Genomic DNA, 15,789 nt, shown 5'->3' with positions numbered 1-15,789 from the left:
TCCGCCGTACGGGGGTCTCCTAGAATGAGCGGATGACCTGGATGATCACTGGCGGTGCGGGCTTCATCGGATCTCACGTGGTGAAGGCCCTCACCGAGGGCGGGGAGCGCGTGGTCGTCCTCGACGACCTCAGCACCGGCGACCCCGCCCGTCTCCCGGCCGGCGTGCCGCTGGAGCGCGGCTCCGTGCTCGACCGCGAGCTGGTGGACCGGGTGCTGCGCGAGCACGAGGTCAGGGGCATCGTCCACGTGGCCGCCAAGAAGCAGGTCGCCGAGTCCGTCGAGCGCCCCCTCCACTACTACCGGGAGAACGTCACCGGGCTCCAGACGCTGCTGGAGGCCGCCGCCGCTGCCGGTGTGAGCCGCTTCCTGTTCTCGTCGTCCGCCGCGGTGTACGGGATGCCCGACGTCGACCTGGTGACGGAGCAGACCCCGTGCGCCCCGATGAGCCCGTACGGGGAGACCAAGCTGGCCGGCGAGTGGCTGGTGGCCGCCGCCGGACGGGCGCACGGCATGGCGACCGCCTCGCTCCGGTACTTCAACGTGGCCGGCGCCGCGACCGCGGAGCTCGGCGACCCGGGGATCTTCAACCTGGTGCCGATGGTGTTCGAGCGGCTCGACCAGGGCAGGCCGCCGCTGGTCTTCGGCGACGACTACCCCACCCCGGACGGCACCTGCGTCCGGGACTACATCCACGTCGAGGACATCGCCTCCGCCCACGTCGCGGCCGCGCGCCGGCTCGTGGAGGACCCCGCCGCCGCCCTGGTGCTCAACATCGGCCGCGGCGAGGGCGTCTCCGTGGCGGAGATGGTGGAGCTGATCCGTGAGGTCAGCGGCCGCACCGACGCCGAGGCCGAGGTGGCGCCCCGCCGCGCGGGCGACCCGGCCAGGGTGGTGGCCTCCGCCGAGCTGATCCGCAAGGAGCTCGGCTGGAGCGCCCGTCACGACGTCCGGGACATGGTCGCCTCCGCCTGGGAGGGCTGGCGCCTGCGGCACCCCGCCCCGGAGCACTGACCCCGACCGGGCCCGGACCCGGTCGCCCGGACGGCCCGCGTGCGCATCGGCGCCCGCGGGCCGCGGTGCGTCCGGACGCGGCGCGAGCCGTGCCCGCCTCTCCGCGCCCCGCCGGGAGGGAGCACGGATCACTTCGCCACGACATCACCCGAAAGGGTGTGAATGTGGCTTGTTCCGCATGTGTGGGCATAGCGTGGGCCGCGCTTCGTCGGGCACGCGTCCACCGTGCCCGGGCCGCACCCGGGCAGCCGGTGCCGGAGCCGAGTGAACGGGAGCGCCGGTGAAGATCTCCTTCCTCATCCACACGGTCTACGGGATCGGCGGCACCATCCGCACGACCCTCAACCTGGCGGAGGAACTGGCCGATCGCCACGAGGTCGAGATCGTGTCGGTCCTGCGCCACCGCGACGACTCCGCCTTCGCCCTCGACCCGCGCCTGTCGGTCGTCCCCCTCGTCGACATCCGCAGCGGCAGCCCCGACCTCCTGGACCCGCTGTACTCCCGGCCCGCCGCCGTGTTCCCCCGCGCGGAGGCCCGCTACAAGGAGTACAGCCTGCTCACCGACGAACGCATCCGCGCCCACTACGCGGACAGCGACGCCGACGTGGTGATCGGCACCCGCCCCGGTCTGGTGGCCTGCGTCGCCCGGTTCGCCCCGGCCACGGCCGTCCGGATCGGTCAGGAGCACATGACGCACAACCACCACCGGGCCGCCCTGCGCGAGGAGATGTACGAACACCTCGACGTGCTCGACGCGTTCGTCACCGTCTCCGAGGGCGACGCGCAGGTGTGGCGCGAGAAGATGCCGCTGCCCACCACCCGGGTGCTGTCGATCCCCAACAGCGTGCCGGAGCCGTCGGTGCCTCCGTCGGACGGCAGCAGCAGGACGGTCGTGGCGGCCGGACGGCTCTCCGGGGAGAAGCAGTACGACGTCCTCGTCGAGGCGTTCGCCCGGGTCGCGGCCCGGCGGCCGGAGTGGACCCTGCGCATCTACGGCTCCGGGGACCGGCACGACCCGCTCTGGGAGCGCATCACCGCGCTCGGGCTGTACAACCGGGTCCATCTGATGGGGGCGTACTCGCCGATCGAGCCCGAGTGGTCCAAGGGCGCCGTCGCCGTGTCCACCTCCCGCCACGAGTCGTTCGGGATGACGATCGTCGAGGCGATGCGCTGCGGGGTGCCGGTGGTGAGCACCGACTGCGACTACGGGCCGCGCGAAATCATCCGGGACGGCGTCGACGGCCTGCTCGTCCCGGTGGGCGACGCCGACGCGGTGGCGCGCGGCCTGCTGACGCTCATCGACGACGAGGAGCTGCGCCGCTCGATGGCCGCCGCGGCGGTGGAGGGCGCACGCCGCTTCGACCCGGGGGTCGTGACCAAGCAGTACGAGGCGCTCTTCGGCGAACTCGCCGCCGAGGTCGCCGAGCGTGTGCCGGCCCCCGGCATGGCACCGGTCGCCGACTGCACCGTGGCGCGCGACGGTTCGCTGCGGGTGACGCTCGTCGCCCCGCTGCCCGCCGGCATCGACCGCGGCGCCCGCCTGGTGTGCACACGCACCGGTGAGCGCACGGAGGTCCGCTCGTACGGGATCGACGAGGCGGGATCAGCCCTGATCCCGGCGGCGGAGGACTTCCCCGAGGGCGTGTGGAACGTGTTCGTGGAGCTCGACGGCGCTGCCGGGCGGGGCAGGGTGACCGCCGGGGTCGTCGACCAGCGCGGCGCCCTGTACGCGGCGGAGAGGGTCGTGCCCGGTACGGGGGTGCGCCATCTGCTCCCGTACGAGGACAAGGCGAAGGCCGGGGCGCTGATGCTGCGGGCCTGGCGCCGGCGGGTGCACGCCGAGGCCGCCGACGTGCGGATCGACGGGCCCGTGGTCGCCTTCGAGGGCAGCATGATGGGCACCGCGGCGATCACGGGCCGGCCCGAACTCGTCCTGCGGCGCAGGGGGAGGGCGGGCGACGAGATCGTCCTGCCCGGCGTACGGGTCGGCGAGGACGGATTCCGCTTCCGTTTCTCCTCGGCCCTGCCGGCGGCGTCGCAGACCACCGCGCACGACGTGTGGGACTTCCACGTCCGCTGCGCGCCCGGCGGGGAACCGGTACGGATCGGCCGCCTTCTCGACGATGTCGTCGGAAAACAGCGCTGCTTCGCCTTTCCGCACACGGTGATGCCCAAACGCCGTGAGGAAAACCTCGTACGAGCGGTGACCAAGCGGATACTGGGAAGACCCCGCCCCAAGATCCGTGTGCACGTCTACTACACGCTGTCCAACGATCTCGCACTCAATGTGGTGGATCTGTAGAGCGGGGAATGTGTGACTGCGGGGTATTTCACCCCTCATTGAGTTGTGGCGTCGCTCACTTCGCGACACCCCTCCGATGCGGGTGCCACGCCCTGAAATCCCAGGTGAACAGCAGGTTTATTCGAATGTGTGCAAGGTGCCGGTCGTCTTGCGGGACGGTAAACCGGAATGCCAGCATCACTTTGGTTCCCAGCCCCCGCACGATTGGTCCACTTGTACGGTGCAGCACATGGCCAGAACCCGAACAACAGCCGTCCTCCTCGCCGGCGGGACGGGCCAGCGCGTGGGCCTGGCCATTCCCAAGCAGTTGCTGAAGATTGCGGGTAAGGCGGTCATAGAGCACACGCTGGCCATTTTCGAACACGCGGACTCGGTCGACGACGTGCTCGTGATGATGGCCCCCGGCTACGTCTCCGACGTCGAGCGGATGGTCGACAAGGCCGGCCTCTCCAAGGTCGCCCGTGTCATCGAGGGCGGGGCCACCCGCAGCGAGACCACCGAGCGGGCCATCGCCGCCCTCTCCGAGGACCTGGCCGAGGGGGAGGACCGCAACGTCCTCTTCCACGACGCCGTCCGGCCGCTGCTCTCCGAGCGCGTCATCAGGGACTGCGTGGACGCGCTCGACCGCTACCAGGCCGTCGACGTCGCCATCCCGTCCGCGGACACGATCATCGTCACCCGCACCCACGGCGAGGACGGCGAGTTCATCACCGACGTGCCCGACCGCGCCCGGCTGCGCCGGGGCCAGACGCCGCAGGCGTTCAAGCTGTCGACCATCCGCCGCGCCTACGAGGTCGCCGCCGAGGACCCGAACTTCCAGGCCACCGACGACTGCTCGGTCGTGCTGAAGTACCTGCCCGACGTGCCGATCCACGTGGTCGCGGGCGACGAGTACAACATGAAGGTCACCCAGCCGGTCGACGTCTTCATCGCCGACAAGCTCTTCCAGCTCGCCTCCACCGCGGCCCCCAGCCCCGCCGACGAGGACGCCTACCGGGAGCTGCTGACCGGCCGGACCCTGGTCGTCTTCGGCGGTTCGTACGGCATCGGCGCGGACATCGCCGACCTCGCGCGCTCCTACGGCGCCGACGTCTACGCCCTGGGCCGGTCCACCACCGGCACCCACGTCGAGGACCCGGAGCAGGTCGACAAGGCGCTGGCCACGGCGTACGCGGAGACCGGCCGGATCGACTTCGTGATCAACACCGCCGGCGTCCTGCGGATCGGCAAGCTCGCCGAGACGGACGACGCGGCGATCCAGGAAGCACTGAACGTCAACTACCTCGCACCGGTGCAGATCGCCAGGGCCGCGCACAAGTACCTCGCCGAGACCGGCGGACAGCTGCTGCTCTACACCTCCAGCAGCTACACCCGCGGCCGCGCCGAGTACAGCCTCTACTCCTCGACCAAGGCGGCCATGGTGAACCTCACCCAGGCCCTCGCGGACGAGTGGGCCGCCGACGGCATCCGGGTGAACTGCGTGAACCCGGAGCGGACCGCCACCCCGATGCGGACCAAGGCGTTCGGCACCGAACCCGCCGATTCCCTGCTGTCCTCCGAGGCGGTGGCCCGCACCTCGCTCGACGTGCTGCTGTCCGAGCTGACCGGACACGTCATCGACGTCCGCCAGCAGGACCCGGCCCGCGACGCCTGCGAGGGCTCCGGGTTCGAGCAGGCGCTGGCGTCCCTGCTGGACCGGCACGAAGATGAGTGACGCCGCCGGGTGACCGAAAGTGATCGGGCCTCCGCGGTCTTTGCGGAGGCCCGGTCCCGTTCCACAGGTCCCTCACAGCCGCGTCGCAGGAAATTCCCGGCAAGGAAAAACCGACACATCCCCAGGAGCGGTCTCTTCGTGTTTTCTCAAGCCATTCGGATGGCTCGCGTGGGCAGCGGACCTGAACTGGCCGCCGCGCTGCTGCTGATGCTCGGATTCCCCTGCGTCATGCTCGCGGCGATAATCCCCAGTGTCTGGTTCTTCGCCGCCGCGGTGGCCGTGACCTATCTGGCGGACACCTATCTGCACCAGCGTTCCAGCTACCTCGTCAACCGGCTGGCCAAGGTCAGGGCCGGGCTGTCGATCCGCTTCCTCATGCGGCAGCTGCTGCTGATCCTGCTGATGGCCCGCATGGGCTACGCGCAGGAATCCGTCTTCTACGTGACCGTCGCTTGCCTCCTCGCCTTCTACGGGCTCCAGGCGGCCCACGGCGCCGTCGTCACCCTGATCCGGCTGCGCCGCCGGCTCCCGGTGGTCACCCGCAACATCGACCTCGGCCATGTGCGGATCCCGCAGGCGCCCAGGCCCGGCCTGATGAACCGCAGCGCGGAGAAGATGCTGCACCTCGACGTCCTGGCGTTCGCCGGCGTCCTCGTCACCCTGGCCTCCGGAGTCGACGCCTTCGCGTACACCGGCCTCGCGCTCACCCTCGCGGGAGCCGTCGCGTACATCGCCGCACTGCTGCCGAACCTGCGCGCCGCACGGCTGCCCGCCCGGCAGCAGGAGGTCCTCGAGGGCGTGGACGCCTGGCTGCGCGAGTACCGGCCCACGGTGATGCTCTACTTCTCCGGCTCCAAGGACTCGGCCTACCAGGTCAACATGTGGCTGGAGACCATGGCGCGGCTCGGCGGACGCCCGCTGATCCTGCTCCGCGAGCGGGTCATCGTCCCGCAGCTCGGCACCACGTCGCTGCCCGTGCTCTGCGTCCCCGGCGGAGTGCACCTGATGAACCTGGACCTGTCCTCCGTCCGGGTCGCGCTGTACGCGGCCAACGTCGGCAAGAACATCCACATGCTGCGGGTGCCGACGATGAAGCACGTCTTCATCGGCCACGGCGACAGCGACAAGCTCGCCAGTGTGAACCCCTTCAGCAAGGTCTACGACGAGGTGTGGACGGCGGGCCGGGCCGGCCGCGACCGCTACGCCCTCGCCGACGTCGGGGTCCGCCACGAGGACATCGTCGAGGTGGGCCGCCCGCAGCTCGGCGCCATCGCGACGGCACACGGCAGGGGCGGCCGCCCGCTCCACCCCATCCCCACCGTGCTCTACGCCCCCACCTGGGAGGGCTGGGACGACAACCCCGGCAACACCTCCCTGCTGCTGGCCGGCGAGAACATCGTCCGCCGCCTGCTCGACGCCGACTCCCCGGTGCGGGTGATCTACAAGCCGCACCCCTTCACCGGCACCCGGGACCCCGAGGCCAGGGCCGTGCACCGGCGGATCTGCGCCATGATCGAGAAGGCGTCGGCCGCACGCGCCGAGGAGCCGCGCTGGCAGCAGGAGGCCGCCTCCCACGCCGACGGGCACGAAGCCGCCCGCGCCGAGCTGGGGCGGGTGCGCGCCCGCCTCGCCGAGATCGCGGGCGCCGCCCGGTCCGGCCGCGACGAGGCGGAGGAGTCGCGCGACGCGAAGGTCGACCCGGTGCGCGAGGCGGAGACCGCCCGGCTGAAGGAGGAGGGCAACGCCGCCTACTGGCGCTCCTTCGGCTGGTGGGAGCACACCGTCGTCCAGGGGCCCGAGCCCCGGCTGTACGACTGCTTCAACGAGTCGGACGCCATGGTCTCGGACATCTCCAGCGTCGTCTCGGACTTCATCGCCAGCGGCAAGCCCTACGCGGTCACCGACTCGGCCGGGCTGGGCGCGGGCGAGTTCAGGCGCCAGAACACCGCCGTCCGTGCCGCTGTGGTGCTCTCCAACGCCGCCGTCGAGCTCGACGAACTGCTGGCAGCCGTCTCCGACCCGGCCTCCGACGCCCGCGCCGGAGCACGCCGGGAGCTGAAGGAGTACCTCCTCGGACCGGACGAGCCGACGTCGATCGAGCAGTTCCGCGCGGCAGTGGACGTGCTGGCCGAGAAGGCCGGGATGCGCAACGCCGGTGTGGCGCAGCGTCTCGCGGCGGCAGCCGCCGAGCAGGCGCCCGGACTCGACGACGCCGCACCCGGCTTCGACGAGACCTCGCCCGCACTGGACGAGAGCCCGGCCGGCCTGGACGACACCGCGGTGGCCTGAACCGCACGGTCCGGCGCCGGGGCGGCTGGACCCGCATGGTCCGGCGCCGGGGCGGCCGGACCCGCTCGTCCGGCGCCGGGGCGGCCCGGTGGCACCCCTTCCGGGGCGCCGCCGGGCCGTCCTGTGCTCCGGGCCGCCGCATGCGCCCGGGCGGGGTGGGGCGCGGGTGCTCCGGATGGCCCTCAGCGGCGGCCCCGGCCCGCCCGGCAGGCTCTCGTGGAAGCCATGGACGACCCACTGGAGCCTCCTCACGCACCGGGCCTCCCGGACCCCGCTGCCGCACCGGCCCCCGGCACCCCGCCCGGGCCCCCGCCTGCGGAGGACGCGGAGGGCGCGGCGCCCGCGGCCGGGCGGACGACGGGCCCGCCCGCTCCGGACGTCTCCGTCGTCGTCGGCGCCTTCGACGCCATGCCGTACCTGATCCGCTGCCTGGAGTCCGTGGAGTCGCAGACGCTCGGACCCGACCGGATCGAACTCCTCGCGGTCGACGACGGCTCGACCGACGGCACGGGGGAGTACCTGGAGGCGTTCGCCGCCCGCTCGGCGGTCCGCACCACGGTCGTGCGCCAGCCCAACTCGGGCGGCCCCGGCGGACCGCGGAACAGGGGCCTCGCCCTCGCGCGCGGCCGCTACGTCTTCTTCCTCGACGCCGACGACTTCCTGGGCGACGAGGCCCTGGAACGCATGACCGCCATGGCGGACCGGGCCGGGACCGACGTGGTGCTCGGCAGGATGGCCGGGCGGGGGCGCGGTGTCCCGCGGTCGATGTTCACCCGGACCGTGGAGCGGGCCGACGTCCGCACGTCCCGCGTCGTCTACGCGCTCAGCGCCCAGAAGCTGTTCCGCCGCGAGCTGCTGACACGGCGCGGGCTCACCTTCGACGAGTCCTTCGCGACCGGCGAGGACGCGCTCTTCACCATGGAGGCGTACCTCGCGGGGCGGGGCGTCTCGGTCGTCGCGGACTACGACTGCTACTACCTGGTCGGCCGGGAGGACGGCAAGCACGCCACCCGGCGCGGCGGCCACGAGTCCCGCTTCGCGGCGGTCACCGCCCTCGCCGTGCTCATCGCGCGGCTCGAACCGCCGGGCCCGGGGCGAGACCTGCTGATGGTCAGGCCGTTCACGGTCGGACTGCTCCAGCAGTTCTCCCCGGCGCTGCTGCGCAGGCCGGAGGCGGAGCAGCGGGAGCGGCTGCGGCTCGCCGCCCCGCTCACCGGGCCGTACTGGAACCGGGGCGTCGCCGCGCATCTCAAGGTGGCCGAGCGCCTCGTGCTGGAGTGCGTCGCCCGGGGGCGGCTCGACCTGCTGAGCGGCGTCCTGGAGCACATCGGGTCCGGGGCGGTGCCCCGGGTGGTCCGGCGGCGGCTGACCGGCCGGGTGTACCTCGCCCTCCCGTACTTCGGCGACCGCCGCTCCGGGCTGCCTGCGCGCACGTACCGGGTGACGGTTCCCGACCGGGCCGGCGGCGCCCGTGTCCTGCCGGGGGCGGACGGCCGGTCACGCGTACGGGAAATCGCCGGGGCCATTCGCCGCAGGGCGCGCCGAATCGGAGCGCTACGCGCGCTCCGGGACGCCGGAATACGGATGTGGAATAGGTAACATCGGGGTGCCGGGGCGGTATCCGCCCCGGCGTCACGTTTTTCCGAACCACAGGGCAGGGACAGTGAAGGCACTCGTACTTTCCGGAGGAGCCGGCACACGACTCCGTCCCATTACGCACACGTCCGCCAAGCAACTGGTCCCGGTGGCCAACAAACCGGTGCTGTTCTACGGCCTGGAGGCGATCGCCGAGGCCGGGATCACCGAGGTCGGCGTCGTCGTGGGGGAGACCGCGGCGGAGATCGAGGAAGCGGTCGGCGACGGATCCCGTTTCGGCGTCAAGGTCACCTACATTCCGCAGGAGAAGCCGCTCGGCCTGGCCCACGCGGTGATCATCTCCCGGGAATTCCTGGGAGAAGACGATTTTGTGATGTATCTCGGCGACAATTTCATCGTCGGAGGCATCAGCGGGCTGGTGGACGAATTCCGCACCGAACGGCCCGACGCGCAGATCCTGCTGACCAAGGTCGCCGACCCGACCTCCTTCGGCGTCGCCGAACTCGACCCCGCCGGACACGTGGTGGGCCTGGAGGAGAAGCCCGAGCGGCCCAAGAGCGATCTCGCGCTCGTCGGCGTCTACCTCTTCACCCCCGCCGTGCACGAGGCGGTGCGCGCCATCGGACCGTCCTGGCGCGGCGAGCTGGAGATCACCCACGCCATCCAGTGGCTGATCGACCGGCGCCACGACGTGCGCTCCACCACCATCGCGGGCTACTGGAAGGACACCGGCAACGTCACCGACATGCTGGAGGTCAACCGGTCGGTGCTGGAGACGGTGGACTGCCGGATCGACGGCTCCGTCGACGAGAGCAGCGAGATCATCGGCCGGGTGTGCGTCGAGACGGGCGCGCGGATCGTGAACAGCAGGGTCGTCGGCCCCGCGGTCATCGGGCACTCCACGCTGATCAGCGGCTCCTACGTCGGGCCCTTCACCTCGGTCGCCGACGGCTGCCGCATCGAGGACAGCGAGATCGAGTACTCGATCGTGCTGCGCGGCGCCTCCATCACCGGCGTGCGCCGCATCGAGGCCTCCCTCATCGGCCGCGACGTCGAGGTCACCCCGGCTCCCCGCAACCCCTCGTCCCACCGACTCGTGCTCGGCGACCACAGCAAGGTGCAGATCTCGTCATGACCACCGCCCTCCTGGTGACCGGCGGCGCCGGCTTCATCGGTTCCCACTACGTCCGCACCCTGCTGGGCCCGCACGGACCGGACGACGTCCGGATCACCGTGCTCGACAGGCTCACCTACGCCGGCAACGAGTCCAACCTCGACGAGGTCGCGGGCGACGACCGGCTGAACTTCGTGCGCGGCGACATCTGCGACCCCGACCTCGTCGGCAAGCTCATGGCCGAGCACGACCAGGTTGTCCACTTCGCCGCCGAATCCCATGTCGACCGGTCCATCGACGGAGGCGCCGAGTTCGTCCGGACGAACGTGCTCGGCACCCAGACCCTCGCCGACGCGGCGCACCGCGCGGGGATCTCCGTCTTCGTGCAGATCTCCACCGACGAGGTCTACGGCTCCATCGACGAGGGTTCCTGGCCGGAGACCCATCCCCTGGCGCCCACCTCGCCGTACGCCGCGTCCAAGGCCGCCGGGGACCTGATCGCCCTGTCCTACCACCGCACCCACGGCCTGGACGTGCGGGTGACCCGCTGCTCCAACAACTACGGGCACCACCACTTCCCCGAGAAGGTGATCCCGCTGTTCGTCACCCGGCTCCTCGACGGCGGCACCGTCCCGCTGTACGGGGACGGCCGGAACGTGCGCGACTGGCTCCACATCGACGACCACGTCCAGGGCATCGAACTGGTCCGCACCGAAGGCCGCCCGGGCGAGGTCTACAACATCGGCGGCGGCACCGAACTCACCAACCGCGAACTCACCCGGCTGCTCCTCGACGCGTGCGGCGCCGACTGGGACAGCGTGCAGCCCGTCGCCGACCGCAAGGGCCACGACCGCCGCTACTCGGTCGACTGCACCAAGGCCCGCGAGGAACTCGGCTACCGCCCGCGCAAGGACTTCGCCACCGGCCTCGCGGAGACCGTCGCCTGGTACCGCGACAACCGCGCCTGGTGGGAGCCGCTGAAGGAGCGTGCGGCGCTGTGAGCACCTGCTGGCTGGTCACCGGGGCGGACGGCATGCTCGCCCGGGACGTGACGGCCCGCATCGCCGCCGCCGGCGAGCGGAGCGCCGCCCTGACGAGGGCCGAGCTGGACATCACGGGCCCCGACGAGGTGCGTGCCGCACTGGCCGCCCACCGCCCGGACGTGGTGGTCAACTGCGCCGCCTGGAACGACGTCGACGGGGCCGAGACCCACGAGGAAGCCGCCCGCGCCGTCAACGCGACCGGCCCGCGGGTGCTGGCCGAGGCGTGCAAGGAGAGGGGCGCGGTCCTGCTGCACGTCTCCACCGACTACGTGTTCGCCGGGGACGCCCACGAGCCCTACGCCGAGGACGCGTCCCCCGACCCGCGCGGCGCCTACGCGCGCAGCAAGGCCGCGGGCGAGCGGGCCGTGCTGGACCTGCTGCCGGAGACCGGCCACGTGGTGCGCACCGCCTGGCTGTACGGCGCGGGCGGGCGCAACTTCGTGCGCACCATGATCGGCCTGGAGGCCGGCAGGGAGACCGTGGACGTCGTCGACGACCAGCGCGGCCAGCCGACCTGGAGCGCCGATCTCGCGGAACTCCTGCTGCGCCTGGGCCGCGGCACGCTGGCCGGGACGGTGCCGCCGGGCATCCAGCACGGCACCAGCTCCGGCGAGACCACCTGGTACGGCCTCACCCGGGAGATCTTCCGCCTGCTGGGCGCCGACCCGGACCGGGTGCGGCCCACCACCAGCGCGGCGTTCCACCGGCCCGCGCCCCGGCCGGCGTACAGCGTGCTGGGGCACGAGAGGCTGCGGACCACCGGCATCGAACCGATTCGCGAATGGCGCGAGGCGCTCGCAGAGGCGTTCCCGGAGATCGTCCGCGCACACCGGGAATCGCGTGGCACCGGGCCGTAGAAGTTTACGCACGGGGCCGCGCACGCTAACTTCGCCCGAAAGCACAGAATTGCGATTCCCAGTGAAGGGATTCCAGTGGACCGCCACGGCTTCCTGCGTCATCTGCACCGTGTCTGCAAACCCCGGAACTATTTGGAGATCGGGGTCAACGACGGACGCAGTCTGGCGCTTTCCCGCGTTCCCTCGGTCGCCGTCGACCCGGCATTCCGGGTCGTCACCAGTATCAGCTGCGACGTGCATCTGGTCAGGGCGACGAGTGACGACTTCTTCGCCCGCAGGGACCCTCTGGTCCACCTGCGCACCGGGCGGAATCCCTTCCGGGCGCTCGCCCGCCGGGATCCGATGAACGTACTGGGCGGCGATCCCCGCCTGGAACTCTCGTTCATCGACGGAATGCATCTGTTCGAATACGCCCTGCGTGATTTCATGAACGTCGAGCGGCATTCCCGCTGGTCCAGCGTGATCGTCCTCGACGACATGATGCCGAGGAACGTGGACGAGGCCGCACGCGACCGCCACACGAAGTTCTGGACGGGCGACGTCTACAAGGTCGTCCAGGTGCTCCGGAGGTACCGGCCCGACCTCGTGGTCGTCGAGGTCGACACGGCGCCGACCGGGGTCGCCGCCGTCTTCGGCGCCGACCCCGGCAACACCGTGCTGCGGGACGCCTACGACCGGATCATCGAGGAGTACGTCGTCCCCGACCCGCAGGACGTCCCCGACGAAGTGCTCAGCCGCAAGCGGGCGGTGCGCCCGGAGGCACTGCTCGGCGCCGACTTCTGGCCGGGCCTCGTCCGCGCCCGCACCCTGCGCCGGGGGCGTGCCTCCTTCGCACCGGTACGGCGCGGCCTGGAGCGGCTGACGGGCTGAGAGCCGCACCGGCCGGGCGGCCGGCGCGGCGGGGGCGGTTCCGGCGGACGCCGCAGTGTCCGCCGGAACCGCCCCCGCCGCGGGTCAGGCCGGGTCGTGCACCCGCGGCTCCCCTCCGGCCCCGCCCGCGGTCCGCGGACCGCCGTCCGCACCCGGAACAGCATCCGGACTCGCACTCGCACCGCCGAGCCGTGCGCGGTACGCGAGGCACGCGTCGTAGCGCGGCAGCATCCCCCGGCGCTCGGCCTCCGCGAGTCCCGGCGCCGCGGCGTCCTTCTCCGACAGCACGGGGGCGACCTCCGCCGGCCAGACGATGCCCAGGCCCGGGTCCAGCGGGTGCAGGCCGTGCTCGCGCTCGGGGGCGTACCCCTCGGAGCAGAGGTAGACCACGGTCGCGTCGTCGGTCAGCGCCATGAACGCGTGCCCCAGCCCTTCCGACAGGTACACCGCGCGGTGGTCGCGGTCGTCCAGCAGGACCTGCTCCCACCGGCCGAAGGCGGGCGACCCGGTGCGGATGTCGACGACCGTGTCCAGGACCGCCCCCCGTACGCACTTCACGTACTTCGCCTGGCCCGGCGGCACATCGGCGAAATGGACGCCGCGCAGGGTTCCCCGGCCGGAGACGGAGCAGTTCGCCTGCTCCAGCCGCAGCCGGTGGCCTGTGGCGGTGGCGAAGTCCGGTGCCTTGAACCACTCGTGGAAGCTGCCGCGGCTGTCCGGGAAGACCCGCGGCTCGTGCACCCAGGCCCCGGGGATGGAGAGTTCCCGCATCTGTTCACGCCCTCGTCGTCGTTCATTGCTCGTGGCTCGTCGTGCGTTGTTCGTGGCTCGTGGCTCGTGGTCCGGCGTCCGCGTCGGCCTTCGGGCTCAGCCGAAGACCCGTGCCGCCAGGCGGCGGGCGCGCTTGCGGGCCGGGGCCGGAAGCCGGCGCACGACCGGGCCCACGACCGACCGGACCGCGCGCCGGGCGGCCACCCGCCGCCGCTCGGTGACCAGCTGCCGCAGCAGCACCGGATCGGGGACGGGCAGGCTCCCGTCGAGCCGGAGACGGCCCGAACCGTCGACGTCCGCGGTGCAGAGCGGCAGCAGCGGACCGGTGTCGCCGTCCAGCCGCACCGACAGCCGCCAGGTGCCCTCCGGGGCGCCGGGCAGCCGCCGGGGCAGCTCCAGATGGGCCCGGTCGAGCGCCGGGCGCAGCGTGCACGCGGCGGAGTGGACCACCGTCGCCTCGGCGAGGTCGCTGTCGTCCGACGGCTTGGTCAGCACCAGCTCCGGTGCGCCGGAACCGGCTCCCGTCCCCGGCGCGGTGCCACCCGTCGTGAAGAGGTCCAGCCGCAGCCGGACCGGAGTCCCCGGCATCCGCAGCACCGTCCGTCCCCGCAGGTACGCGGCCGTCCGCTTGCCGCGGCGCGCCACGTCGAGCGTGAGGTTGCCGTGCGGGTCCGTGAAGTACGGGATGACCGACCGCGGTTCCCCGGAGAGCAGCGCCGGCATGCACCGGTCGGCGACGTGCTCCGCCCGGTCCGCGCCCAGCCGGGCCCGGCGCACGACACCGAGCCCCCGCACGGTCACCCAGGCGTCCCAGAAGCCCCGCGGCAGGCTGCCCCGGCCCTTGCGGCCGCCCTCCGTCGCCAGATGACCGGTTCCCCGCATCACGACCTCGCACGTCCCGTCCGGCCGGTCGGTCACCTCGGCGGTGAACGAGGCGGGGCACGGCCACTCGACGGCGGTCTCCCGGTCCCGCAGCGAGAGTTCGGCGGTGAATCCCCGCAGGTCGTCGGTGACGTCGACGAGTTCACCGGCCGGCAGGAAGCGGTCGGTCACCGCCGGGTCGAGGTACAGCCGCCCGTCGCGGCGGACCATCGTCAGCGGCTCGCGGTCCTCTCCGTGCACCAGCCGTGCGCCGATCCGCACCGCGATCCTGCCGTCCGGCTGCCACGCCAGGTCCTCCAGGCGCACCGCGCCCTTGACGGAGGCGGCGAAGCGGGCGAGGCGCACCAGCCCCTCGGCGTCGTCGGCCCGCAGCAGTTCGGAGCGGAGCCGCAGCATCGGGCCGAGCCCGCCGTGGACGGAGCCGCCCATGAACTCCAGGGCGAGCGGGCGGATCGCGTCCGTCATCGCGCGCAGGAACGCGTCGTCGTAGGTGAGCACGGCGGGTTCGCTGAGGCGGCCGAGCATCTCCACCCGGTAGAAGCGGCGCAGCACCCGGTCGCGCAGCGGTCCGGGCCCGGTGCCCTCGACGACGACGTCCAGCACCTCGCGCAGGTTGCCGTAGTACCCCTCCGGGACCAGCTTGGCCGATCCGGCGTTCTTGCCGTCGTCCCGCTTCGAGTAGTGGTAGCAGGTGTACGTGCCGAGGATCGAGACCACCTCGGCGGGGATGTACGCCTTCATCATGTACAGCTGGTCCTCCAGCCGGCGCTTCCCCTCCGGGTAGGCGATGCCGTGCTCGCGCAGGAACGCCGTGCGGAACATCTTGTGCGGCGTGAGGCTGTCGAACAGCGGGGCGTTGCGCAGCGTGCAGCGCTCGCGGTTCTTGCGGAAGACGCCGTGCGGCACGCCCCGGAAGTTGCTCGCCACCTTGCCGATCACGATGTCCGAGCCGTTGCGGTGGCCCATCGCCCACAGGCGGCGCAGCGCGTCGGTGCCGAGGTGGTCGTCCTGGTCGAGGAACTGGACGTACTCGCCCGCGGCCGCCTCCACACCGATGTTCCGCGGTTTGCCCGGCCAGCCCGAGTTGGGGATGTGGATCACCCGGAAGTGCGGATGGCGGGAGGCGAGTCCGTCGAGCCGGGCCGGGGTGTCGTCGGTCGACCCGTCGTCGACGAAGAGGACCTCGAACTCCTCGGGCGGCATGGTCTGTCCGAGGAGCGACTCGATGCAGGGGTCGAGGTACTTCCCCGGGTTGTAGACCGGGATGACGACACTCACTTTGACCGACACGGCAGTGCCCCGTCTCTTGTGGGAGCCCGGCTCGAACCGGCCGGAGGC

Annotated in this window: 11 protein-coding genes; 9 read left to right on the top strand and 2 right to left on the bottom strand. The window is 72.1% G+C overall.

The annotated features are described in order from the left end of the window. The first annotated feature begins 32 nt into the window (after positions 1–32). The 9 genes from galE to IAG43_RS10205 all read left to right on the top strand — a co-directional run bounded on the left by galE (position 33) and on the right by IAG43_RS10205 (position 12,798). Positions 33–1,013, top strand: a complete 981-nt coding sequence (gene galE, locus IAG43_RS10245) for a UDP-glucose 4-epimerase GalE (RefSeq protein ID WP_187740444.1) — start codon at positions 33–35, stop codon at positions 1,011–1,013. 280 nt (positions 1,014–1,293) lie between these two features. Next, on the top strand, positions 1,294–3,315 hold the full coding sequence (locus IAG43_RS10240; RefSeq protein WP_187740443.1) for a glycosyltransferase family 4 protein: 2,022 nt from the start codon (positions 1,294–1,296) through the stop codon (positions 3,313–3,315). Between the two features lie 229 nt (positions 3,316–3,544). After that, positions 3,545–5,029: a bifunctional cytidylyltransferase/SDR family oxidoreductase gene (locus IAG43_RS10235; protein ID WP_187740442.1), complete on the top strand. Its 1,485-nt coding sequence runs from the start codon at positions 3,545–3,547 to the stop codon at positions 5,027–5,029. A gap of 159 nt (positions 5,030–5,188) precedes the next feature. Beyond that, positions 5,189–7,318, top strand: a complete 2,130-nt coding sequence (locus IAG43_RS10230) for a hypothetical protein (RefSeq protein ID WP_246574218.1) — start codon at positions 5,189–5,191, stop codon at positions 7,316–7,318. Positions 7,319–7,543: 225 nt separating this feature from the next. Further along, positions 7,544–8,917 carry a glycosyltransferase family 2 protein gene (locus IAG43_RS10225; RefSeq protein WP_187740441.1) on the top strand — a complete coding sequence of 458 codons (1,374 nt, stop codon included), beginning with the start codon at positions 7,544–7,546 and terminating at the stop codon, positions 8,915–8,917. Between the two features lie 64 nt (positions 8,918–8,981). Next, positions 8,982–10,049, top strand: a complete 1,068-nt coding sequence (locus IAG43_RS10220) for a glucose-1-phosphate thymidylyltransferase (RefSeq protein WP_187740440.1) — start codon at positions 8,982–8,984, stop codon at positions 10,047–10,049. After that, positions 10,046–11,029: a dTDP-glucose 4,6-dehydratase gene (gene rfbB / locus IAG43_RS10215; RefSeq protein ID WP_187740439.1), complete on the top strand. Its 984-nt coding sequence runs from the start codon at positions 10,046–10,048 to the stop codon at positions 11,027–11,029. Before IAG43_RS10220 ends, rfbB begins: the two co-directional genes overlap by 4 nt. Further along, positions 11,026–11,928: a dTDP-4-dehydrorhamnose reductase gene (gene rfbD / locus IAG43_RS10210; RefSeq protein WP_187740438.1), complete on the top strand. Its 903-nt coding sequence runs from the start codon at positions 11,026–11,028 to the stop codon at positions 11,926–11,928. Before rfbB ends, rfbD begins: the two co-directional genes overlap by 4 nt. 75 nt (positions 11,929–12,003) lie before the next feature. Then, the gene (locus tag IAG43_RS10205; protein WP_187740437.1) at positions 12,004–12,798 is read left to right on the top strand and encodes an O-methyltransferase; all 795 of its coding nucleotides are present in this window, start codon (positions 12,004–12,006) and stop codon (positions 12,796–12,798) included. A gap of 84 nt (positions 12,799–12,882) precedes the next feature. Here the strand turns inward: IAG43_RS10205 and rfbC are convergent, their stop codons facing one another. Both rfbC and IAG43_RS10195 read right to left on the bottom strand, forming a co-directional pair. Then, the gene (gene rfbC / locus IAG43_RS10200; RefSeq protein ID WP_187740436.1) at positions 12,883–13,569 is read right to left on the bottom strand and encodes a dTDP-4-dehydrorhamnose 3,5-epimerase; all 687 of its coding nucleotides are present in this window, start codon (positions 13,567–13,569) and stop codon (positions 12,883–12,885) included. 96 nt (positions 13,570–13,665) lie between these two features. Then, positions 13,666–15,741, bottom strand: coding sequence for a glycosyltransferase family 2 protein (locus IAG43_RS10195; protein ID WP_246574216.1), 2,076 nt, complete (start codon positions 15,739–15,741; stop codon positions 13,666–13,668). Between the last annotated feature and the right edge of the window lie 48 nt (positions 15,742–15,789).

Origin of the sequence: Streptomyces genisteinicus (assembly GCF_014489615.1) — a bacterium.
Classification (GTDB): Bacteria; Actinomycetota; Actinomycetes; order Streptomycetales; family Streptomycetaceae; genus Streptomyces; species Streptomyces genisteinicus.
The sequence above is the reverse complement of the archived record's forward strand: the minus strand, read 5'-3'. Positions and strand labels throughout refer to the sequence as shown.

Bases quoted from the DNA above. Each gene is read 5' to 3' on its own strand.
- IAG43_RS10230 (WP_246574218.1), top strand. From the start codon at position 5,189: ATGGCTCGCGTGGGCAGCGGACCTGAACTGGCCGCCGCGCTGCTGCTG.
- IAG43_RS10225 (WP_187740441.1), top strand. From the start codon at position 7,544: ATGGACGACCCACTGGAGCCTCCTCACGCACCGGGCCTCCCGGACCCC.
- rfbC (WP_187740436.1), bottom strand. From the start codon at position 13,569: ATGCGGGAACTCTCCATCCCCGGGGCCTGGGTGCACGAGCCGCGGGTC.
- IAG43_RS10235 (WP_187740442.1), top strand. From the start codon at position 3,545: ATGGCCAGAACCCGAACAACAGCCGTCCTCCTCGCCGGCGGGACGGGC.
- galE (WP_187740444.1), top strand. From the start codon at position 33: ATGACCTGGATGATCACTGGCGGTGCGGGCTTCATCGGATCTCACGTG.
- rfbB (WP_187740439.1), top strand. From the start codon at position 10,046: ATGACCACCGCCCTCCTGGTGACCGGCGGCGCCGGCTTCATCGGTTCC.